Source organism: Pseudomonas sp. AM14(2022) (assembly GCF_036346455.1).
Lineage (GTDB): Bacteria > Pseudomonadota > Gammaproteobacteria > Pseudomonadales > Pseudomonadaceae > Aquipseudomonas > Aquipseudomonas putida_A.
The window spans coordinates 24,454-45,655 of sequence record NZ_JAOTNY010000002.1; the positions used below are offsets into that span (position 1 = coordinate 24,454).

Consider the following 21,202-nt stretch of genomic DNA (forward strand, 5'->3'; position numbering starts at 1 on the left):
GGTGTTTTCAGCGCTGCAACAGCCGCTTCGTCATCACCATCGACGTCTGCAGCGACTGCCCCGTGCGCTGCAGTTTGTTCAACAGACTGGCACCCAACCAGAGTTGGTACAGGGTTTCTGCCAGTTGCCGAGCGTCAGTCTGCGGCAAACTTTTATCCAACTGCCCTTCTTCCAGGCACGTCGTGATGCGCGCAACGATGCGCTCGGCGCCGTCGCGCAAGGTGAGGCGCATCGACTCGGACAGGTCGGCGACTTCCGCGCTCAACTTCACCACCAGACATTCATCACCATGGCCTTCCAGGGTGCAGCGGTTCTGCCAGCCCTGCCAGTAATCCATCAGCCGCTCATAGGCACTGAGGCCGGGCAGGGTCAGGCGTCGCTCCATATCTGCCAGGTAGCCGACAAAGTAATCCTCCAGCAGTGCTTGGCCGTAGAGTTCCTTGGATTTGAAGTAGTGATAGAACGAGCCCTTGGGCACACCGGCGGTCTGCAGGATCTCGCTCAGGCCAACGCTGGTGAAGCCCTTTACGGCCATCATGCGGTGGCCGGTGTCGAGCAGGTGTTGGCGGGTATCGTCGTAGGTCGGTTTCATGGGGCGCAAAATACCAAACATTAGACCAGTCGTATATTTCTGATGAGCAGGAGTTTGCCACAGTGATGGCGCGGAAACACGGGCGTAAAAATTTACTAGACGACCGGTCTAATATGAATCTATTCTGTGCCCGTCACTCCTTCCGAGGTGTCGCAGACGAACCCGTCGAGGACACCAGACCAATACAGGGCGCTCTATGAAAATCTTGATGGTTCTGACTTCCCACGATCAGCTTGGCAACACCGGCAAGAAAACCGGCTTCTGGCTCGAAGAGTTCGCGGCCCCCTACTACGCCTTCAAGGATGCCGGCGCGCAGATCACTCTGGTATCGCCGGCCGGCGGCCAGCCACCGCTCGATCCGAAAAGCGATGAGCCCGATGCGCAAACCGCTGAAACCGATCGCTTCCGCAAGGACCCTGCTGCTCAGCAGGCGCTGGCCAATACCGGGCGCCTGGCGGATGTCAGCGCCGAGGATTTCGATGCCGTGTTTTATCCCGGTGGCCATGGCCCACTGTGGGATCTGGCCGAAGACAAACACTCGATTGCGCTGATCGAAGCGTTCGACCGCAGCAACAAACCTCACGGTTTCGTCTGCCATGCGCCGGGCGTTCTGCGTCACGTGGTGGCTGCAGATGGCAAACCGTTGATTCAAGGCCGCGACGTCACCGGTTTCACCAATGCTGAAGAAGCCGCTGTAGGCCTGACCGATGTCGTGCCGTTCCTGATCGAAGACGAATTCCAGCGTCTCGGCGGCCGCTACTCCAAAGTCGCTGACTGGCAGGTTCACGTGGTGACCGATGGCCAACTGGTGACGGGTCAAAACCCTGCCAGCTCGGCAGCCGTCGCCGAAAAACTGCTGAAGCTGTTGGCCTGAACCCTCCAGCGTCCAGACACCGTGCGCATTCCGCACGGTGTTTTTTTTTACCGCATTACTAGTCGACTGGTCTAATAAGGCCAAAACAGGAATCACATGAAAAACAGCCCTTACTTCACCCCCGTCAAACTGGGCCTGCACACCCTGAAGAACCGCATCGTCCTGCCGCCCCTCACTCGCCAGCGCAGCACACAACCGGGCAATGTCGCCAACGCATTGATGGCCGAGTATTACCAGCAACGCGCCGGCGCCGGTCTGCTGGTCACCGAAGGCACGCAGATCGAGCCTCGCGGTCAGGGCTACGCCTGGACTCCCGGCATTCACACCCCTGAGCAAATTGCCGGATGGCGCACAGTCACCGAAGCGGTGCATGCACAGGGCGGCGTGATTTTCGCCCAGCTTTGGCACGTCGGCCGTGTGTCCCACACCGCGCTGCAACCCGGTGGCGCGGCACCGGTTTCAGCGTCCGCCATCGCCACCGAGCGGGTCAGCGTGTTCATCGAAACTGCGCCGGGCGCCGGCGAGCTGGTTACGCCATCCGCGCCGCGAGCGCTGAGCACCGATGAGGTCCAGGAACTGGTTCAGCTCTATATACAGGCGGCGCGCAATGCGATGGACGCCGGCTTCGACGGGATCGAACTGCACTGCGCTAATGGCTATCTGGTGAACCAGTTCATTTCTGCCCACAGCAATGTGCGCACCGATCAGTACGGTGGCTCGCTGCACAATCGCCTGCGCTTTCTGCGCGAAGTGGTGTCGGGTGTCGCCGAGTGCATCGGTAAAGAGAAAGTCGGCGTACGTTTCGCGCCGCTGTTCACCACCACCGATGAAGCGCGCACCTATCTGGGCATGGTCGAAGTGGACCCGCACACCACTTACATCGAAGCGATCAAAGTGCTTGAGGATGTGGGCATCGCCTACCTGTCCATCGCCGAAGCGGACTGGGACGACGCGCCCGCGATGCCGCAAACCTTCCGCCGTGCAGTGCGCGATACCTTCAGTGGCGCGATCATCTACGCCGGGCGTTACAACGCTGAATCCGGTGCGCAATTGCTTGAATCGGGACTGGCGGATCTGGTGGCTTTCGGTCGTCCGTTCATGGCCAACCCGGACCTGCCGGCGCGCATCGCCAATGACTGGCCGCTCAATCCACTGAATCCCGCGACGGTCTATGGCGGCAATGCCGAAGGCTATGTGGATTACCCGACCTACAGCGAATAATTCCGCGAATTCGCCCAGCGCTCCCACTCACCGGGAGCGCTTCCTCTTCTCTCCCGCTACACCCGCGACCTCGCGCGCTGCGCTGCGAGGTTTTCGCATCTGCACAAAAAAGATTGCCGATTGATTGTCAGGTTTATTTTTTCAGCCTATCTTGAATAAAACCTATACAAAGCACTTCTTTACGTACAACTCTTCCGCTACGGATCGGCCCCCATGCACAGCACTGCCGCGAGCACCCTGAATGAACCCACTACTAGCCAGCCATTACCGCGAAATCCTCGTCGGTGTCGGTGAAAATCCCGAACGCGAAGGTCTGCTCGACACACCCCAACGTGCGGCCAAAGCGATGCAGTATCTGTGCAACGGCTACTCGATGAGCCTGGAAGACGTCACCAACGGTGCCCTGTTCGAATCGCAAAGCGATGAGATGGTCATCGTCAGTGACATCGAGCTCTATTCCTTGTGCGAGCACCATATGCTGCCTTTCATCGGCAAGGCACACGTGGCGTACATCCCCACGGGCAGGGTGCTGGGACTGTCGAAAGTAGCGCGCGTGGTGGACATGTTCGCCCGCCGTCTGCAGATCCAGGAAAACCTCACCCGGCAAATCGCCGAGGCGATTCAGCAGATCACCGATGCCGCCGGCGTGGCCGTGGTCATTGAAGCCAGGCACATGTGCATGATGATGCGCGGCGTCGAAAAGCAGAATTCGATCATGACCTCTTCGGTGATGCTCGGTGCCTTTCGCGACAGCTCCACGACGCGTCAGGAGTTTCTGCAATTGATCGGGCGGCGAAGTTGACTTCCGACCTTCGACAGGCGCGATAAACCTGTACACGATAAATCCACTGTACAAGCACGATATTCCCAACTTCACCCCCATACCTGTGCACTCAGGGAGAACGGCAATGGCCCGACTTGTGCTCTTACTGGCTCTGGCACTCGGCGTTGCAAGCTGCGGCAGCGTGGATGTCAGCCACTATGCCGATCAGCAACCGGCGCTGGATCTGCAACGCTTTTTCAGCAAACCCGTGAAAGCCTGGGGGATGTTTCAGAAGCGCTCCGGGGAAGTGGTCAAGCGCTTTGAGGTCAACATCGTCAGCCATCGTGAAGGCGACAACCTGATTCTCGATGAGCACTTCCTGTACAGCGACGGCACGCGCCAACGCCGCGTCTGGACCCTGACGCCCGAGGGCCAGGGACGCTGGAGCGGGCGCGCCGGTGATGTGGTGGGCGTCGCCACAGGTCAGGTCGCCGGTAATGCGCTGCACTGGCGTTATCGCCTGAATCTGCCGGTTGATGGCTCGACTTATGAAATGAGCATGGACGACTGGATGTACCAGATGGACGAGGACACGCTGATCAACCGCACCAGCATGTCCAAGCTCGGGGTTGAAGTCGGTCAGGTGACCTTGTTCTTCCGTCGCCAGGGCGCGGGAGAAAATCAATGAACAGTGCTGAATTGATAGGCAAGGAGTGAAGCATGAATCTGCAAACCCTGACCGAACGTGCGGCCAACAGCGAAATACGTGAGCTGGAGCTGCTGTCACTCGAAGGTGGTTTTTATCTGGCCCGCATCCGTCTGGATCACGGCCAGTTCACCTTGCTCGACGATGCAGCCAAACCGATGCATCTGCGCTCGATCACCCATCTGCGAGACCTGCTGCAGACCGTGCCGGCATTCCCCTGCGTGCTGGTGCAGCAATGCGTGCACGACGAAATGTGCGGGCGTGATAGCGGGCCCGTCGAAGAGCTGCGGATTCCGTTTTCGCTGACCACATCGCTATGAAACGGATGCTGTGAATGAACCAGAACCGTCGGTTGTGCCTGGTACTGGGCGATCAGTTGTCCTTCGATCTGGCTTCATTGCAGACGCTCGATAGCGAGCGCGACACTGTGCTGCTGGTCGAGGTCATGGAAGAAGCCAGCCATGTGCCGCACCACCCGCAAAAGATTGCTCTGATCTTCAGTGCCATGCGCCATTTCGCCCAGGCCCTGCGAGATCAGGGCGTTGCTGTCGAATACGTGACCCTGGATGATCCGCACAATAGCGGCTCGGTGCCGGGGGAATTACGCCGCTGGCAACAGCGGTTGCAGGTCGAGGAAGTGCACGTCACCGAGTGCGGGGATTGGCGTCTGGAGCAATCGATCAGGGACTGTGGCCTGCCCATCCATTGGCACGCCGATACGCGTTTTCTGTGCAGTCGCGCCGAGTTCGCCGCCTGGGCCGCCGGCAAAAAGCAGTTGCGCATGGAGTTCTTCTATCGCGAGATGCGCCGCAAGAGTCGCTTGCTGCTCAATGGCGACGGCACGCCGGTGGGCGGCGCGTGGAATTTCGATGCGGAGAATCGCAAGGCCCTGCCCAAAGGCGTGAAAGCCCCCTACCCGATCCGTTTCGGCAACGACGTCATCACTGGCGAAGTGCTGGATCTGGTGAAGGCGCGCTTCAGTCAGCATTACGGTGCACTCGACGACTTCAACTACCCGGTCACCCACGCCGACGCGCAGGCGCTGTGGGAGTATTTTCTGGATTATGGTCTGGCGGGTTTCGGCGATTATCAGGACGCCATGGCGAGTGACGAACCGTTTCTGTTTCACGCGCGCATCAGCGCTGCGCTCAATATTGGCCTGCTGGATTTGCGGCAGTTGTGCAGCGACGTCGAGTCGGCCTATTGGGCCGGCAGGATTGCCCTGAATGCCGCCGAAGGCTTCATTCGGCAACTGATCGGCTGGCGGGAATATGTGCGCGGCGTGTACTGGCTGAAAATGCCGGACTACGCACTGGGCAACGCATTCGGCAACGACCGGCCACTGCCCGAGTTCTACTGGACTGGCGCTACGCAGATGAACTGCATGCGCCAGGCCATCGGCCAGAGTCTGCAGCACGCCTACGCGCACCACATTCAGCGGCTGATGGTCACCGGCAATTTTGCCCTGCTCGCCGGGATCGCGCCGAGTCAGATCTGTGAGTGGTATCTGGCGATCTATATGGACGCTTTCGACTGGGTCGAGCTGCCGAACACGCTGGGCATGGTCATGCATGCCGATGGCGGTTACCTCGGTTCCAAACCCTATTGCGCCAGTGGCCAATACATCAATCGCATGTCCGACTACTGCCGAAGCTGCGCCTACAAGGTCAGCGAAAGTACCGCGGACAATGCCTGCCCGTTCAATGCGTTGTACTGGCATTTTCTGATGCGCCACGGCGAACACCTGCGCGGCAATCAGCGCATGGCGATGATGTACAAGAACCTCGACCGCATGCCGCCAGCCAAGCAGGAGGCGCTGTGGCAACGCGGGCAGAACCTGTTGGTGCGCCTGGATAACGGCGAATCGATCTGAAATGAGCGCTCGCATGCGCGGGTGGTGAAACTTAAGCACAGCGCGCCCGGTCAACGAATGATCGGCGCTCAAGTCCCCTGCGAGCGCGACGTTCACTGCTCGCGTTGTGCCTACGCGCTCTATGAAGCCAGTCCCTGAACATTCAATAAAGCAGGTCACATGGATACCCTTGAACACCTTAGTCGCGAAGCGCTTGAGTCAGAGGTAAGGCGATTGCGCGCGGCGCTTCAGAGCACCCTGGTCGACACGCAGGACGTTGACCTCGATCGCGACATGGCGGCGCAACTGCAAGCCAGTCGGGATGCGCTCGCCCGCAGCGAGGCACGCTTCATCACCATTCTGGAAACCATCGAGTCGGCGTTCGCCATCGTCAAGGTCAAATTCGACGCTGAGGATAAACCCGTCGATTACTACTTCGTCGAAGCCAATCCGGCGTTCGAACACCAGTGCGGGGTCAACCTGCGCGGCAAATGGGTGACCGAGTTCGCGCCGAATCTGGAAAGCTTCTGGTTCGAAACCTACGGCCATGTGGCCAAAACCGGAGAGCCGGCGAACTTCGAAAATTACGCCAACACCTTTGAACGCTGGTTCGACGTGCGCGCGGTGCGTGTTGGCGATCCTGCCGACCGGCAGATCGCGATCCTGTTCAACGACGTCACCCAGCGGCGCGACGCCGAGGAGCGTTTGCGTGCCAGTGAAGCGCTGGCGCGGGAGAACGTCGAGCGTGTGCAACTGGCGCTCGCCGCCGGTGCGATCATCGGCACCTGGCACTGGGACCTGCTCACCGACCGTTTTGCCGTGGACGAAGCGTTCGCCCGGGTGTTTGACCTCGACCCGGCGCTGGGCCGCGAAGGGCTCAGCCTCGAACAAGTCATGGTGACCGTGCATCCCGAAGACCAGGATGGACTGACCACCGCGATCAACGAAGCCATCGGCCGTGGTGGTGCCTACTCCCACCAGTACCGTGTGCGCCGCGCCGACGGCAAATATCAGTGGATCGAGGCCAACGGCCGTGTTGAATGTGCCGATGATGGAACGCCGTTGCGCTTTCCCGGCGTGCTGATCGATGTCGAGGAACGGCGCAATGTCGAAGCGGAACGCGACCGTGCCATCGCCGCGTTGCGCGCGCTCAACGATACGCTGGAGCAGCGCGTGTCATCGCGCACTTCAGAGCTGATGCAAGCCGAAGAGAAACTGCGTCAGTCGCAGAAAATGGAAGCCGTCGGCCAACTGACCGGGGGCCTGGCGCATGACTTCAACAATTTGCTGGCCGGCATTTCCGGCGCGCTGGAGTTGATGGGCGCGCGCATCAGCCAGGGCCGGCTGAATGAGGTCGACAAATACATGGTGACCGCCCAGGGCGCGGTCAAGCGCGCCGCCGCCCTGACCCACCGTCTGCTGGCGTTTTCCAGACGCCAGACCCTCGATCCGCGGCCGACAGATGTCAACACGCTGATGACCGGCATGACCGAGCTGATCCAGCGTACGGTCGGCCCCAGCATCGTTCTGGAAACCCGCGCCGCGCCGGGGCTCTGGCCAACCCTGGTGGATGCCAGCCAGTTGGAGAACGCCCTGCTCAACCTGTGCATCAACGCGCGCGATGCGATGCCGGATGGTGGGCGCATCACCATCGAAACGGCCAACCGTGCGCTGGACTGCGAGACGGCGCGCACCCTGGACATGCCCGAGGGCGAATACCTGTGCCTGTGCGTGACCGATACCGGCACCGGCATGACCGCCGATGTCATCGCCAAGGCCTTCGACCCGTTCTTCACCACCAAACCGCTGGGCCAGGGCACCGGGTTGGGGCTGTCGATGATCTACGGTTTCGCCAAGCAGTCCGGTGGTCAGGTGCGCGTGCATTCGCAGGTCGGTCAGGGCACGGAGATGTGCATTTATCTGCCGCGCTACCATGGCGAGCCTGTGCCGAATCAGGATCACAAGGACAACACGCCGGCAGCCTTGCCCAAATCTGGCGAGACAATTCTGGTGGTGGACGACGAGCCTACGGTGCGTGCGCTGCTGACTGACGTGCTCGGCGATCTCGGCTACACCTTGATAGAGGCCGCTGACAGTGTGGTCGGGCTGAAGATGTTGCGCTCGGACATACACATCGACTTGCTGATCACCGACGTCGGCTTGCCGGGTGGCATGAACGGTCGGCAACTGGCCGATGCCGGCCGGGAAATCCGCCAGAATCTGAAGACCCTGTTCATTACCGGGTACGCAGAAAACGCGGTGATTGGTGCCGGTCAATTGGGCCCGGACATGCAGGTGCTGACCAAGCCGTTTTCCGTCGACACGCTGGTGGCGCGGGTCAGCGACCTGATGGCGATGAAATCCGAATGAGCGACCGTTGCGGCGCTGAAATCCCAGAGAGAGTGGCTGCGGCCAAGGAGTGATAAATGGTGACGTTTCTGATTTTTCTGATCGCGTGCGGCGCTGCGGCGACTACCGGGGTGATTTTCAAACCGGGGCCATGGTACGAAGCGCTGAACAAACCTGGATTCACCCCACCCAATTGGGCGTTTCCGCTGGCCTGGACAATAATCTATCTGTTGCTGGCCTGGGCTGGTTATCGCTTGAGCCTGATTCCTGGCAGTCAGACAGTACTGGCGCTATGGGCCGCGCAGATTGCCTTGAACACGTTGTGGACGCCGGTGTTCTTCGGCGCGCATCAGGTGGCCGCCGCCATGGTGATTCTGCTGCTGTTGTGGCTGGTGGTCGCGGTGATGGTGTTTATGGCATTGCGCCTGGATTTGATCACCGGGTTGATCCTGTTTCCGTATCTGGCCTGGTTGTGTGTGGCGGCGGCGTTGAATTTCTCGATTCTGCGCAATAACCGTGGTTGATGACGGCAGCTGTCATAACTCGCATTTTTTCTGACAAAAAGGCTCTTTTTCAGGCATTCAAAATATCTTTCCAGGCCCTTGAAAGCGCAGGTCCCCGCTCAGGACGGGGATTTCGCAATGAACAACAGTTCATTACTGAATTAGTGATTTAACTAGGTAGTTACCTATCTATATAATGCACGCCTCATTTCAACGGGACATTCAACGTGAAGCAGAGTCAACGCCTCTCGGGCATATCAAAATTCATTCTGGTCGGGCTGGGGGTGATCATCGCCCTGCTCGGCTTGGCACTTGCGGCTGGCGGAGTGAAGCTGGTCAGCCTGGGAGGGTCGTGGTACTTCCTCGTGGGCGGTCTGGTGATGGCCGTTTCCGGTCTGCTGATCGCTCGCTACAAGACTGCCGGCGCCTGGCTGTTTGCAGCGTTTCTGCTCGGGACAGCGATCTGGGCAGTGAGCGATGCCGGGCTGGTGTTCTGGCCGGTGTTCTCGCGTCTGTTCATGTTCAGCGCCGTGGGTCTGGCGGTGACGCTGGTCTACCCGCTGCTCAAGCGTGCCAACGGTGGTGTTCCGGGTCGTGGCGCTTACGCCGTTGCCGCTGTCCTGGCCGTGGGACTGGCGGTGGCTGCCGGCAATATGTTCGTTGCGCACCCGACTGTCGCCGCGACCGGCACTGGTCCGGGCCTGACCCCGGTTGAGCCAGACAAGGCGCAAAAAGACTGGGCGCACTACGGCAATACCGAAGGCGGCAGCCGCTTTGCTGCGCTGGACCAGATCAACCGCAACAACGTCGACAAGCTCAAAGTAGCGTGGACCTACCACACCGGTGACGTCGCCGAGAGCGATGGCAACGGTGCCGAAGACCAGCTCACTCCGCTGCAGATCGGCAACAAAGTGTTCATCTGCACCCCGCACAACAACCTGATCGCGCTGGATGCCGACACCGGCAAAGAGCTGTGGAAGAACGCGATCAACGCCAAATCCAAAGTCTGGCAGCGTTGCCGTGGCATGGCTTATTTCGATGCGACCAAGAGCATCGCTCAGCCAAGCAATTCGAGCATCATCGAAGCCAAGCCTGCGCCGGCCGCCAACTGCCAGCGCCGTCTGCTGACCAACACCATCGACGCCCGCCTGATCGCGGTCGATGCCGATACCGGCGAGTTCTGCCAGGGTTTCGGCAACAACGGTCAGGTTGACCTGAAGGCCGGTCTCGGTGACGTGCCGGACAGCTACTACCAGCTCTCCTCCGCTCCGCTGATGGCCGGCACCACTGTGGTGGTCGGTGGTCGTGTAGCCGACAACGTACAGACCGACATGCCGGGCGGCGTGATCCGTGGTTTCGACGTGATCACCGGCGCCATGCGCTGGGCCTTCGACCCGGGCAACCCGCAGGACAAAAAGGCCCCGGCCGACGGCAGCACGTACGTGCGCAGCACGCCGAACAGCTGGGCGCCGATGTCCTACGATCCGGCGACCAACACCGTGTTCCTGCCGATGGGCAGCTCGTCCACCGACATCTATGGTGTCGAGCGCAGCAAACTCGATCACACCTACGGCGCCTCAATCCTCGCGCTGGACGCCACCACCGGTGATGAACGTTGGGTTTTCCAGACCGTGCACAACGATCTGTGGGACTTCGACCTGCCGATGCAGCCGAGCCTGATCGACTTCACCAAGGACGGCAAAAGCGTTCCGGCGCTGGTCATCGGCACCAAGGCCGGGCAGATCTACGTGCTTGATCGCGCCACCGGCAAACCGTTGACCGAGGTTAAAGAAGTCCCGGTCAAAGCCGCGAACATCCCGAACGAACCGTACTCGCCAACCCAGCCAAAATCGGTGGGCATGCCACAGATCGGTGCCCAGCATCTGACTGAGTCGGACATGTGGGGCGCCACCCCGTACGACCAGTTGCTGTGCCGGATCGATTTCAAATCGATGCGTTACGACGGCCTGTACACCGCGCCGGGTACCGATAAATCCCTGAGCTTCCCGGGTTCGCTGGGCGGCATGAACTGGGGCAGCATCTCCACTGACCCGGTGCACGGCTTCATCTTCGTCAACGACATGCGCCTGGGTCTGTGGATTCAGATGATCCCGTCGCAGAACAAGGCTCAAGCTTCCTCCGGTGGCGAAGCGTTGAACACCGGCATGGGCGCGGTACCGCTCAAAGGCACGCCGTATGCGGTGAACAAAAACCGCTTCCTGTCGGTGGCCGGCATTCCTTGCCAGGCACCGCCGTTCGGCACCCTGACCGCGATCGACATGAAGACCCAGAAAGTCGCGTGGCAGGTTCCGGTCGGCACCGTTGAAGACACAGGTCCGCTGGGCATCCGCATGCACCTGCCGATCAAGATCGGTCTGCCGACCCTCGGCGGCACCCTGTCGACCCAAGGTGGCCTGATCTTCATCGCCGGTACCCAGGACTTCTACCTGCGCGCCTTCAACAGCGGCAACGGCGAGGAAATCTGGAAAGCGCGTCTGCCGGTCGGCAGCCAGGGCGGCCCGATGACCTACGTTTCGCCGAAGACCGGCAAGCAGTACATCGTCATCACCGCCGGTGGTGCGCGTCAGTCGACCGATCGCGGCGACTACGTGATGGCTTACGCCTTGCCGTAATCCGCAGCGCCCGTGCTGAACACGGGCGCTTTCTTTTTGCGCGCGGCACCTGAGGGTGCCGCGCCGCTTTCCGATATCGCTACAGCTTTGAGCAGGAAGATCTCCATGTTTGGTTTTACTCGTAACGGCTGGGTCAACGGCGTGCTGTTGGGCCTGACCTGCGCCACCCTGCCCGCCTTCGCCGATACCGATTCAAACCTGTTGACCCGCAACACCCTGACCGGTGACTGGGGTGGCCTGCGCCACCAGATGGACCAGGACGGGATCAAGTTCACCGGCGATTACACCGGCGAAATGGCTTACAACGCCGACGGCGGCCTGCACCGCTCCGGTCGTTATTCGCAGAACATCAAGCTCGGCGCGCAGTTCGACCTGAGCAAGTTGTATGGCGTGGAGAACGCCGGCAAGGTTCAGCTGACCATCAACGACCGCCGCGGCAATAGCGCGTCCGAAGATCTGGTTGGCAACCGTCTGCCGATCCAGGAAAACTACGGCGGCCTCTACACCCGCCTGACCGAACTGAGCTATGAGCGCAGTCTGTTCACCCCGGCGCTCAACGTGAAGCTGGGTTACATGGCCATGGGCAACGACCTCGGCGGCCTCGACAGCGGCATTCTGTGCAACTTCATGAACGCCGGTTTCTGCGGCCATCCGCTGAACATGTCCGGCGGCAGCGGCTGGACCAACTACCCGAACGCACACCTGGGCGTGCGGGTGAAATACGACTTGTCGCCGTCCTGGCAACTGCGCGTGGCCGCGTTCAACGTCGATCCGGAAAGCAACGGAAACTCCAGCCGCGCCTGGCATCTGGGCCCGAAACACACCACCGGCACCGTGGTGCCGATCGAACTGGTGTACAAGCACGCGGGCCAATTGCCTGGCGAATACAAGCTCGGTTACTACTACGACAGCTCCGACGTGAAACGCATCGGCAGCGACAAGGAAGTCTCCGGCCGTGGCGGTCACTACCTGCTGATCGATCAGGCCGTATGGAGTTCGCCAACGTCCGAGGGCCGCAGCCTGCATGCGTTCGGCCAATACTCGGCAGCCAGCGAAGCGGCTTCGCCGTTCAGCAAGTGGTACGGCACCGGTCTGGTGCTGTACAAACCGTTCGAAGGTCGCCCGCGTGACACCGTCGCCTTGGGCTACGGCCGCGCTGTGCCTAATCCGCGCAGCCGCGACGCGCAACAGGACGCCGCCATGGCCAACGGCACGCAGTTCCCGAACCTGGACAGTGGCGAGCAGTTGATCGAACTCGGCTACGGCTATCAGGCCACGCCGTGGCTGACACTGCGTCCGAACCTGCAATACATCATCGAACCGGGCGCGTTTTCCGGGCAGGACATCGACAATGCGTTGGTGTTTGGCTTGCAGGTGAAAGCCTCGCTCTGAGTCTTCTGGCAGAACTGCAGGCAATAAAAACCCGGCGTAATGACCGGGTTTTTTATTGCCTGACAATTGTCGTAACCAAGATGCTCAGTCAACACCGAACCTTTACCCCCAAACCTGCGTCGGAGCTAGGGCGTTAACGCTTACCGCTCGCCACGAGGTTTCCGTTTGAAAGCTGCCATCGTCAAAAAATACCGTCTGATCATCAAGACCATGGGCTACGTGGGCTGGTCGCTGTTCTGGCTGTTGCTCTGGGACATCGCCGTCACCGTCGACTTCATGTTGTTCCTCAACGCCAAGATCAACCTGCCGCTGATGCCGCTGACGCTGCTCGGTTCAGCGCTGGTGGTGCTGATCAGTTTCCGTAACAGCAGCGCCTACAACCGTTGGTGGGAAGCGCGAACTCTGTGGGGCATGATGATCAACAGCTCGCGCAGCTTCGCCCGGCAGGTGCTGACGCTGCTGGATGATCCCGATCACGAAGTGAACCCGGTGAAGGCGACGCTGTTGCGCCGCCATGTGGCGTACGTCAATTGCCTCGCCGCGCATCTGCAAGGTCAGCCTTGCCCGGAGGAAGTCCGCGCGTTCATCCCGGCGGATGAATTCGCCCGCAGCGGCACCACCAACAACTTTGCCAACGACATTCTCACCGGTTCCGCGGCATTGCTGGCTCGGGAATACAAGGCCGGGCGCCTGGACAGCATTCGGCTGGCACGGCTGGAATCGACGATGGTCGATCTGTCCAACAGCCAGGGTGGGATGGAGCGGATCGCCAATACCCCGCTGCCCTACCCCTATGTGTATTTCCCGCGCCTGTTTATCTCGCTGTTCTGCCTGATTGTGCCGGTGGGGCTGGTGGAATCACTGGGATGGTTCACCCCGCTGGCCTCGACGGTGGTGGGCTTCATGCTGCTGGCCATCGAACGCATCGGTACTGACCTGCAAAGCCCGTTTCGTCACAGCGAGCACCAGATCCAGATGGAAGCCCTGTGCGAAACCATCGAGAAAAACCTGCAGTCGATGCAGCGTGATTCACTGGGGGATGTGCACAGGGTTGAAGAAACGGCTTGAGGAGCGATCTGAGGGACGCCAGGGCGTAATGCCCTGGCGAGTCGCAGGTATTACTTCTTCTTTTTCGCCGGCTTGTCAGCCTTCTTAGCATCCTTGGCCTTTTCCGGCTTGCTATCGGCTTTTTTCGCAGACTTTTTCGGTTCGGCGTCTTTCTTCTTGTCTTTCTTGTCGGAGGACTTGGAAAGCGCCGAAGCTGCCGCTGATTTCTTTTCCGGCGAAGACTTTTTGTCTTTCAAGTCCTTGCTGGCTTTCGAAGCGTCATCTTTTTTGCTTTTCTTCTCGTCTTTAGCCACGTTGACCACCTCTCGGAATGTGCCGGTATTGGCACCGGGCCTGTGCGAATGAACACAAGCTGATCGTTAGGCGTGGGCGTTCGGGCGGGGTTCAGATTATTTAGAGTTGGAGAGCGTTTAACCAAGAGGCCAGCAATTTTTGAAGTGGATTTCAATCAGGCCGGCAAATAGCCCATGGAGGCGCAGGGGTAAACTTTGACTCGATCCACTGTTTGAAAGCTATTACCACGGCGCTGGGAAACTTGGCTGACGGCCTGACCAGGTAAACCCCACCAGCGGTGTCGAGTTGCCAGTCCGGAAGAACGTGAAGCAATTTTCCTGCAGCAATGTCATGGCGCATCAGCCATTCGCCTGCGCCGAGTATCCCTGAATCAGCGCAAGCGGCGGCAAGTAACGATTCGCTGTCGTTGGCCGTGAGGTTTCCTTTTGGCGCGACTGTTTGCAACTCGCTGCCGCGAAAAAGCCTCCATTGCGGAAAAGACGCAAGGCCACTAAAGCGAAGGCAATTGTGCTTGATCAGGTCGTGTGGATGGTCGGGCATGCCATGCTTTTCTATGTAAGCGGGCGAAGCGCCGAGGATCCGGCGGTGGTCACTTAACCGTTTGGCGATCAGTCGGTTGTCTTCCAGTTCTCCGATTCGGATCGCAGCGTCGAATCCTTCGTCGATGATGTCCACCAGGCGTTCGCTATAGTCTGCGAGGATCGAAACGTGCGGATGTTCCTTGAGAAACTCCGGCAACATCGGACCAAGCCAGCGCCGTCCCATGGCTGCCGGCAGTGCAAGCCGCAACGTTCCTCGAACTTCGCTGGCACCTTGCGTCGCCTGCTGTTGCGCTTCATTCATCAGGTTGATGGCCGAGCGCAGATGCTGCTCAAGCTTGGCACCTACTGGCGTAATTCGAACCTGACGGGTTGAACGCTCGACGAGACGCACACCGAGGCGCTTTTCCATGGCGGCCAGTCGTTTCGATACGACGGTTGGGTGTCGCTGCAGGAGCCGACCTGCAGCGACAAACGAGCCTTGGGAGGCAACGGCCAGAAACGCAGCGATTTCGTCACTGTGCTGACTATTCAGAACATCAAGATTCATGGTTTTAGAATGATCGCCCCCGATGACTGCCCCGACTCCAATGCCGTATGCGCCTGCGATGCATCTTTCAGAGCGTAGCTGGCCCAAATCCTGGGCTTGATAATACCTGCGCCTATGGCGGCCAGCACATCCTGCGCCCGTTCCTGGTACTCACAGGCACTGGCGGTGTGTGCTGCCAGTGAAGGACGTGTGAGGAACAGCGAGCCTTTAGCATTGAGCGTCGACAGTTCTACAGCCGAGGGCGCACCTGACGAGGCCCCGAACGAAACCATCAGCCCGCGTGGCCGGAGACTATCCAAAGACGCCTGGAAAGACGCACGGCCAATAGGGTCGTAGACCACGTCAACCTTTCTGCCCTGGGTAAGACGGCTGACCTCAGACGCCAGGTTGTCGGCATTGAATACCAACACCTCATCACAACCGGATCTCAGCGCTTTTTCGACGCTGGCCAGTTTTGAAACCACACCAATCACGGTCGCCCCCAAGTGCTTGGCCCATGGCACCATGATTTCCCCCAATCCTCCAGCCACGCCATAGATGAGAACTGTGGTGCCCTGTGCCACTGGATAGGTGGTTTTTAACAGGTACTGCGCAGTGATGCCTTTGAACATGACAGCTGCGGCATCATCGAACGACAAGGCGTCGGGTATCTTCACCAGTCGCTCGGCTGGATAAAGTCGGGCCGAAGCATATGAGCCAATGGGCCCAGTAGCATAAGCGACCCTATCACCAACGTGCACATTGCTGACGCCCTCACCCACGGTGACGACTCGCCCGGCCCCCTCCAATCCGAGTCCGGATGGCAGCGCAACAGGCACCGCACCCTTGCGTTGAGTCACATCGAGGAAGTTGACCCCGATGGCGTCCTGTTCAATCCAGACCTCACCTGGCCCGGGCAATTGTTCGCTCAACGTTTCCAGACTCAACACATCAGGCGCGCCGAACTGATTAAAGCGGATAGCGGATACCATGGTCGTTTCCTCTAAGGTCAGAAGTCTTCCAAACAGATGCCGCTAGTGTGAGAACTGACTTGCCGACGAACAAGACGGGCTGACTGCACGACATTAATGCATGATTTGCAGCAATAACATCATGGAATGGAGCGCTGCATCAGTTGCGGCGCTGTAAATACCAACGGTTCAAAACTGTCAATAGCACAGTTGTGCGACTGTTCCGCAGATAGCGCAGTGATAGGCTTTTCTGGCGTGACATCACGCGAATGCCCGATCTGTTCAGAAGGCAGGTCGGGGCCAATGTTTAAGCCCGCTGTCAGCTAACTGAAAGGATTCGAACATGAAAAAGTCCATGACTACTCTGCCCATCGCCGCGACACTCGCTCTCGCCGCAACGGTCACAAACGCAGCCGTGCATCCAACTATCATCAGTGCTCCACAGACGGTCAAGCAGGCGACCGCCTCGATTGACACGCCTTTCGCAACCCAGCGAAAAGCCGGAGAAATCCAGACGGCCAGCCTGGCCAGAAGTTGCTCTGATGAGCGCTATTCCTGGTGGGAATTCAGTGGCTGGGAAATAATCGCCTGCCTCGGAAGCGGTCAGTGGTAATTATTCAAACGAGTCTGGTGCGTGACTTATGTGCTGAGCACGCACCAGCGCCTGTTGTAGCCAAGCGACAGTCCTTACTCTCGGCGATTGAGCGCCCTGCCCCACAAACCCTCTGCTCTGATGCCCCCGCATGCACGCCCCGGCTTGGGGTAATCTTCAAAACATAAAGGTAGGTATGACCGGAATGAACGACAGCCGGAAATTCCAGCGGCTACTGATCAGGTCATCCGGATGAATCGCCGAGTACTGAATCTCCCCGGAAACCCTCACCGGCAACTTGCCGAAATTGAAGATTCGCCCAGCGCCGATCCCGATGGGAAACGTGACTTTGTTGCCGCCCTCGGCCTTCCAGTTGACCGTGACGTTGGGGGTCATGCCGATGCGCCACTGTTTCGGCCCCGGAATCGCCCGCTGAATGAAATACTGCACATTGGTCAGGCTGACGTCCTTGCGCTTGCTATCACCGCCAACCGACCACCAGTGCTGCGGGAACACGCCAAGGGTCCAGTCCGGGCCGAGGTACGCGGCGACCAACGCCGGGCCCAGCGAATATTTGCCCGTACCGAGCACGTCTTCTTCGGCAGTCGGGAACATCGCAGTCGGGCCGAAACCCCAGACCATCTTGCCGCCGCCAGCAAAGCGGATCGGCTCCTTGGGCGAAAACACGCCGACGTAGGCCAGGTCGCCGAAACCGCTGGTGCGGTCGAACGGGTCCTGCACAACCGAGGTGAAGTCACCACGATCGTGCAGAATCTCGTTGGGGCCCATGCCTATCAGATTACCGGCCTTGCGGTTGACCGGGGCGCTGACGTAGCTGATCGGCAGGCGGTTGATCAGGTTCCAGTCTTCGCCAAGAGAGATCGGAAAAGTCGGCATGAAACTGTATTTGCCGAGCATCCGTGTGCCGTTGCTGTGCGGACCTTTGAGCGCGGTGTAATCGTACTGGTTGAACAGCAGAACAAGGTTGCCCACCGGGTTGTCCATCAGTCTGGATATCTGTTCGGTGGACGGTTCGCAGCCGGCCTTGACCACCTCTTTCAGGTCAATGTCGAAGTCCTGTTGAAGCTGGTGGCACTTTTCCGGATCGACCTTGGCCCCTGCAACTGACGGGGAACCCAGTTTCGGCAGAGGGCTGGCGGCACAGGCCAAGCCACTGAGCACCGCCCCGCAGAGTGTCAGACTTGATCGAATCCTTATCGATTGCATCGATTTGCCCTCCATTTCACCAGGCGTACTGAAGGCGCAGGGTCCAATTGTTCACGTCTGGGGAGCTTCTATTGTTTGATCAGATCACTTGGCTTCCAGCTCTGGTCAAAAAACGCCTGCTTCGGCCCATACAACCGCACGATCACCAGGAAGCCTTTCTCCGGTACGGTCTTGATCCAGTTCTTGCCCTCGCCCGGCGATGTCGGCCCGAAGTAGATGTCGGTGGAGCCGTCGCTGTTCTGCGCCGGTTTATCCATTTGATTGAGGGACGGGAACGGCTGGCCGTTGTCCAGGCCCGATGCCGTGAGGTTGTCGTAGGCGGTGACCGACCAGAACAACGCCGCCGGGACATTGGCCGGGAGGTTGAGCTTGTAGGTCTGGGCGCCGTCGAGGAACTTGCCCTCGGCGTCTCGGGTGGTGGCGGGATACTTGGCACCGGCGCCGACCATGTTCATGACCATGCCCGGGCTGTCGGAATAGGCCGAGGTGAAGAACGCCACGCGCTGCTCAAGATTGGTGAAACTGCCGCTGGATTGAAACTCGGTGTTCTCCCCGGCAAAGGTGTTCACGTATTGGCGATCCTTGTAGTACAGCCCCCCCGGCTCTTTGTACAGCAGGTGACTGGTCACCACCTTGCTCATCTTGAACGCGGTACGCGCGGCGTCATCCAGCAGCTTGCGTCGTTCGGCATCCGGGGCAAAGGGCTTGCCCTTCTCGATGCCTAGGGTGTGCAGGAAGCCGCGCATGTCCATGTCCGCCGGATCGACGGCTTCGGCGTCGATGAAACGCGAGAGCATGTCGAAGTAGCGACCGTCTTCGGGGAACAGCATGTTGATCGGTGCGCCGGTGGCGTCGGGGAATTGCATCGGCAGCGCCGAGTCCTTCTTGCCCAGCGGATAAATCTTCGTACGCTCGACTTCGGCTACCGGCACGCTGAGGTCTTTCGGATCCTTGAAAAAGGTGCGCCAGAACAGGAACACGTTGTTGGTGCGCGAGCGATAGACGAATCCCTCGGTCGGCTCCGGCCCTGTGTAATCAGGCGGGAGCAGCACATAGGTGCCGCCCTTGCCCTTGTCGGGACCCGCCAGGCCAACGTCACCGCGCCAGGTTCTGCCGTCGATGGTCGGCCCGACAATCGGGCGCTGGAAGAAGTCATCGAACATGCCCTGCACACCGGGCGGTGCTTCAACCACCAACGGGCCGTACTTCGCCAGATCCAGATAGCTCATGGCGTAGACCAGGTCGGAATTTGGTGTGGTTACCAGAGTCTTGGCGTTGATGCGTTTTTTCCAGGTCGGCAGGATGTTGTAGCCCGCGCCGAACTGCTTCTCCGACGCTTCCTTCATCGACCAGATATTGATCGCCGGCAGAGCCCACAGATACGACTGCACGGCGCGCTGGAACACCAGCTCCTCAATCAGGCTGCGTGCGGTCGCTTCGGTCGGGAAGCCTTTTTCAAAAGGCTGATTGGCCAGTTCTTCATAACGCGTCGCGGCGTCGGCGAGGCCGCTTAGGGAGAGGCTTACGGCCAAGGCCATCAGTGAGGTGCGCAAACGGTTCATCGGCTGTCCTTATGAACGCAGTTGGAAAATCGGTTCAGTTGACCTTGACCACCGCCGGTGGCGTCCACTGGCCATTCATCGCGGCCGCTTCCGGCCAGTAGGCGCGAACATAGAGCGAGAAGTCCGCGCCCTTCGGCGCCGGGAGCCAGTTACTTTCCTTGTCGGCGCCCGGCGAATCGCTCTGCACATAGAGCGTCAGCGAGCCATCGGCGTTGGTCTTGAGCGACTTGTTCTTGGTGCCGAGGGAATAACGCCCCAACGAGTTTTCGGCGAAGAAATGCTGCTGGTTGTACAGCGTCAGCGACCAGAAACCCTTGACCGGCGGCAGCGCGCCTTTGGGGAAGGTTACGCTGTAGCGCTGGGCACCGTTGAGCCGCACGCCGGACTCGTCCAGATCCTGATAGAAGTACTTGGTCTCGATCTGTTTGTTGACGAAGATGTTCGACCGGGCAACTGCCGTACGCAGGAAGTAGTCAGTGCCGAACGCTGCGCCGTTGTCGATGGTGCTCCAGTGATTGGGCAGTTGCTTCCCGTAGTTGCGGAACTGCAACAACGGCTTGACCACGTCTGCATCAGACTTTTGCGCCTCGTCGATCATGGCTTTTTTCAGCTCGGGATCGCGCTGGGCGATTTGTGCCAGCACCGCCAATTGCGCATAGCGCGCCTCTTCTCCCGGCAGCGGTTTGGCGTCCTTGAGAATCGCCGGCAGCTCATCGAAGAACTTTTCCGGGAGCACCCAACGCGTTTCCTCGTCACCCGACGCCTCGGCAGGGAATTTCGGCGACTGGCTCCAGTCACGCTGCTTGAGTTTGCCGTCGTATTTGGACAGCGGGTACATGTCGATGCCCGACAGATAGTGCTGAATAGCCTTGCGATCTTCAGCCGTATCGTCCTGGAAGACCCGCGGAATCACGAAACCGGTGTTGGTCTTTGCACGAAAAACCTGGGAGATGCCCTCAGGCACCTTGCCGTTCCAGTCCGGCCCCACCAACAGATAGAAGCCCGGCTTGGTGGCGTACATTTTTCCTAGCTCGGCGAAGCTGTCGGAGCGCAGGTCCACCACCTGATAAACCCAAAACCGGTCGCCAAAGTCCGGCACCTGAATCACCACCGGTTCGATATCCAGCGCAATGCTGCCCGCACCGTAGACCACATCCTGGTTCGGACAGGCCACCAGGCGTTCCCCCGGTGAAATGTAATCGGTGAGCATCGACAGATGATTGATCGGCGCCACGGGCACGATGCCCCCCATCAACCCGGCCTGCGGCAGATCCTTGAACTTAAGGCGACGGTTGTAAATATTGGCCATCGGCCAACCCCAGAAATACGCCTCCCGCGCCATCATCCGTACGTAGGTTTCGGTCACCTTCACATCGGCTTCGGGGCCCGATACCTGCACTACTGGCGAGGTCTGTGCCTGCACGGCAACCGCGCCGAGCAATACCGCGGTAGCGAACAGACCGCTGGCGAATAAAGGTGTTTTGTTCATACGGAAGGCATCCTTGCTTGGGACGGTTTCTCGGTGAATCAATCTT

Annotated in this window: 20 protein-coding genes; 12 read left to right on the forward strand and 8 right to left on the reverse strand. The window is 59.5% G+C overall.

Annotated features, from left to right (window positions below):
• Positions 1 to 7: 7 nt before the first annotated feature.
• The gene (locus V3W27_RS03795; protein WP_330205951.1) at positions 8 to 592 is read right to left on the reverse strand and encodes a TetR/AcrR family transcriptional regulator; all 585 of its coding nucleotides are present in this window, start codon (positions 590 to 592) and stop codon (positions 8 to 10) included.
• 196 nt (positions 593 to 788) lie between these two features.
• On the opposite strand from V3W27_RS03795, the gene V3W27_RS03800 reads away from it, so the two are divergent.
• The 9 genes from V3W27_RS03800 to V3W27_RS03840 all read left to right on the forward strand — a co-directional run bounded on the left by V3W27_RS03800 (position 789) and on the right by V3W27_RS03840 (position 11,493).
• Positions 789 to 1,466, forward strand: a complete 678-nt coding sequence (locus V3W27_RS03800; RefSeq protein ID WP_103367097.1) for a type 1 glutamine amidotransferase domain-containing protein — start codon at positions 789 to 791, stop codon at positions 1,464 to 1,466.
• Between the two features lie 96 nt (positions 1,467 to 1,562).
• Positions 1,563 to 2,687: an alkene reductase gene (locus V3W27_RS03805; protein WP_330205952.1), complete on the forward strand. Its 1,125-nt coding sequence runs from the start codon at positions 1,563 to 1,565 to the stop codon at positions 2,685 to 2,687.
• Positions 2,688 to 2,928: 241 nt separating this feature from the next.
• A complete protein-coding gene (folE, locus tag V3W27_RS03810) occupies positions 2,929 to 3,489 on the forward strand; it encodes a GTP cyclohydrolase I FolE (RefSeq protein ID WP_097089804.1) in 561 nt (186 codons plus the stop codon).
• 106 nt (positions 3,490 to 3,595) lie between these two features.
• Positions 3,596 to 4,138, forward strand: a complete 543-nt coding sequence (locus V3W27_RS03815) for a DUF3833 domain-containing protein (RefSeq protein ID WP_330205953.1) — start codon at positions 3,596 to 3,598, stop codon at positions 4,136 to 4,138.
• A 32-nt stretch (positions 4,139 to 4,170) separates the two neighbouring features.
• Complete coding sequence (locus tag V3W27_RS03820) at positions 4,171 to 4,476, forward strand: DUF6482 family protein (protein ID WP_097089806.1); 306 nt, start codon at positions 4,171 to 4,173, stop codon at positions 4,474 to 4,476.
• Positions 4,477 to 4,490: 14 nt separating this feature from the next.
• On the forward strand, positions 4,491 to 6,029 hold the full coding sequence (locus V3W27_RS03825; RefSeq protein ID WP_330205954.1) for a cryptochrome/photolyase family protein: 1,539 nt from the start codon (positions 4,491 to 4,493) through the stop codon (positions 6,027 to 6,029).
• A gap of 159 nt (positions 6,030 to 6,188) precedes the next feature.
• Positions 6,189 to 8,378 carry an ATP-binding protein gene (locus tag V3W27_RS03830; protein ID WP_330205955.1) on the forward strand — a complete coding sequence of 730 codons (2,190 nt, stop codon included), beginning with the start codon at positions 6,189 to 6,191 and terminating at the stop codon, positions 8,376 to 8,378.
• 59 nt (positions 8,379 to 8,437) lie between these two features.
• Positions 8,438 to 8,881, forward strand: coding sequence for a tryptophan-rich sensory protein TspO (tspO, locus tag V3W27_RS03835; protein ID WP_330206253.1), 444 nt, complete (start codon positions 8,438 to 8,440; stop codon positions 8,879 to 8,881).
• Positions 8,882 to 9,087: 206 nt separating this feature from the next.
• Complete coding sequence (locus tag V3W27_RS03840) at positions 9,088 to 11,493, forward strand: glucose/quinate/shikimate family membrane-bound PQQ-dependent dehydrogenase (RefSeq protein ID WP_330205956.1); 2,406 nt, start codon at positions 9,088 to 9,090, stop codon at positions 11,491 to 11,493.
• Here the strand turns inward: V3W27_RS03840 and V3W27_RS03845 are convergent.
• Entirely contained in the window at positions 11,478 to 11,600 is a 123-nt protein-coding gene (locus tag V3W27_RS03845) for a hypothetical protein (protein WP_330205957.1), read from the reverse strand. The two genes, V3W27_RS03840 and V3W27_RS03845, sit on opposite strands and share 16 nt — an antisense overlap.
• Between V3W27_RS03845 and V3W27_RS03850 the strand changes: the two genes are divergently transcribed.
• Together V3W27_RS03850 and V3W27_RS03855 are read left to right on the forward strand one after the other, a co-directional pair.
• On the forward strand, positions 11,599 to 12,885 hold the full coding sequence (locus V3W27_RS03850) for a carbohydrate porin (RefSeq protein WP_330205958.1): 1,287 nt from the start codon (positions 11,599 to 11,601) through the stop codon (positions 12,883 to 12,885). The genes V3W27_RS03845 and V3W27_RS03850 overlap by 2 nt on opposite strands.
• A 165-nt stretch (positions 12,886 to 13,050) precedes the next feature.
• Complete coding sequence (locus V3W27_RS03855) at positions 13,051 to 13,953, forward strand: bestrophin family protein (RefSeq protein ID WP_330205959.1); 903 nt, start codon at positions 13,051 to 13,053, stop codon at positions 13,951 to 13,953.
• Between the two features lie 50 nt (positions 13,954 to 14,003).
• Here the strand turns inward: V3W27_RS03855 and V3W27_RS03860 are convergent, their stop codons facing one another.
• The 3 genes from V3W27_RS03860 to V3W27_RS03870 form a co-directional block, all read right to left on the reverse strand.
• Complete coding sequence (locus tag V3W27_RS03860; RefSeq protein WP_103367089.1) at positions 14,004 to 14,246, reverse strand: hypothetical protein; 243 nt, start codon at positions 14,244 to 14,246, stop codon at positions 14,004 to 14,006.
• A 151-nt stretch (positions 14,247 to 14,397) separates the two neighbouring features.
• Positions 14,398 to 15,336, reverse strand: a complete 939-nt coding sequence (locus V3W27_RS03865) for a LysR family transcriptional regulator (protein ID WP_027611778.1) — start codon at positions 15,334 to 15,336, stop codon at positions 14,398 to 14,400.
• The gene (locus V3W27_RS03870) at positions 15,333 to 16,307 is read right to left on the reverse strand and encodes a quinone oxidoreductase family protein (protein WP_027611777.1); all 975 of its coding nucleotides are present in this window, start codon (positions 16,305 to 16,307) and stop codon (positions 15,333 to 15,335) included. Before V3W27_RS03870 ends, V3W27_RS03865 begins: the two co-directional genes overlap by 4 nt.
• A gap of 322 nt (positions 16,308 to 16,629) precedes the next feature.
• Between V3W27_RS03870 and V3W27_RS03875 the strand changes: the two genes are divergently transcribed.
• Positions 16,630 to 16,899 carry a hypothetical protein gene (locus V3W27_RS03875; RefSeq protein WP_330205960.1) on the forward strand — a complete coding sequence of 90 codons (270 nt, stop codon included), beginning with the start codon at positions 16,630 to 16,632 and terminating at the stop codon, positions 16,897 to 16,899.
• Between the two features lie 156 nt (positions 16,900 to 17,055).
• On the opposite strand, the gene V3W27_RS03880 is transcribed toward V3W27_RS03875, so the two are convergent.
• The 3 genes from V3W27_RS03880 to V3W27_RS03890 all read right to left on the reverse strand — a co-directional run bounded on the left by V3W27_RS03880 (position 17,056) and on the right by V3W27_RS03890 (position 21,156).
• Positions 17,056 to 18,105, reverse strand: coding sequence for a hypothetical protein (locus tag V3W27_RS03880; protein WP_330205961.1), 1,050 nt, complete (start codon positions 18,103 to 18,105; stop codon positions 17,056 to 17,058).
• Positions 18,106 to 18,173: 68 nt separating this feature from the next.
• Complete coding sequence (locus V3W27_RS03885) at positions 18,174 to 19,667, reverse strand: DUF1254 domain-containing protein (RefSeq protein ID WP_027611774.1); 1,494 nt, start codon at positions 19,665 to 19,667, stop codon at positions 18,174 to 18,176.
• A gap of 34 nt (positions 19,668 to 19,701) precedes the next feature.
• A complete protein-coding gene (locus V3W27_RS03890) occupies positions 19,702 to 21,156 on the reverse strand; it encodes a DUF1254 domain-containing protein (protein ID WP_330205962.1) in 1,455 nt (484 codons plus the stop codon).
• Between the last annotated feature and the right edge of the window lie 46 nt (positions 21,157 to 21,202).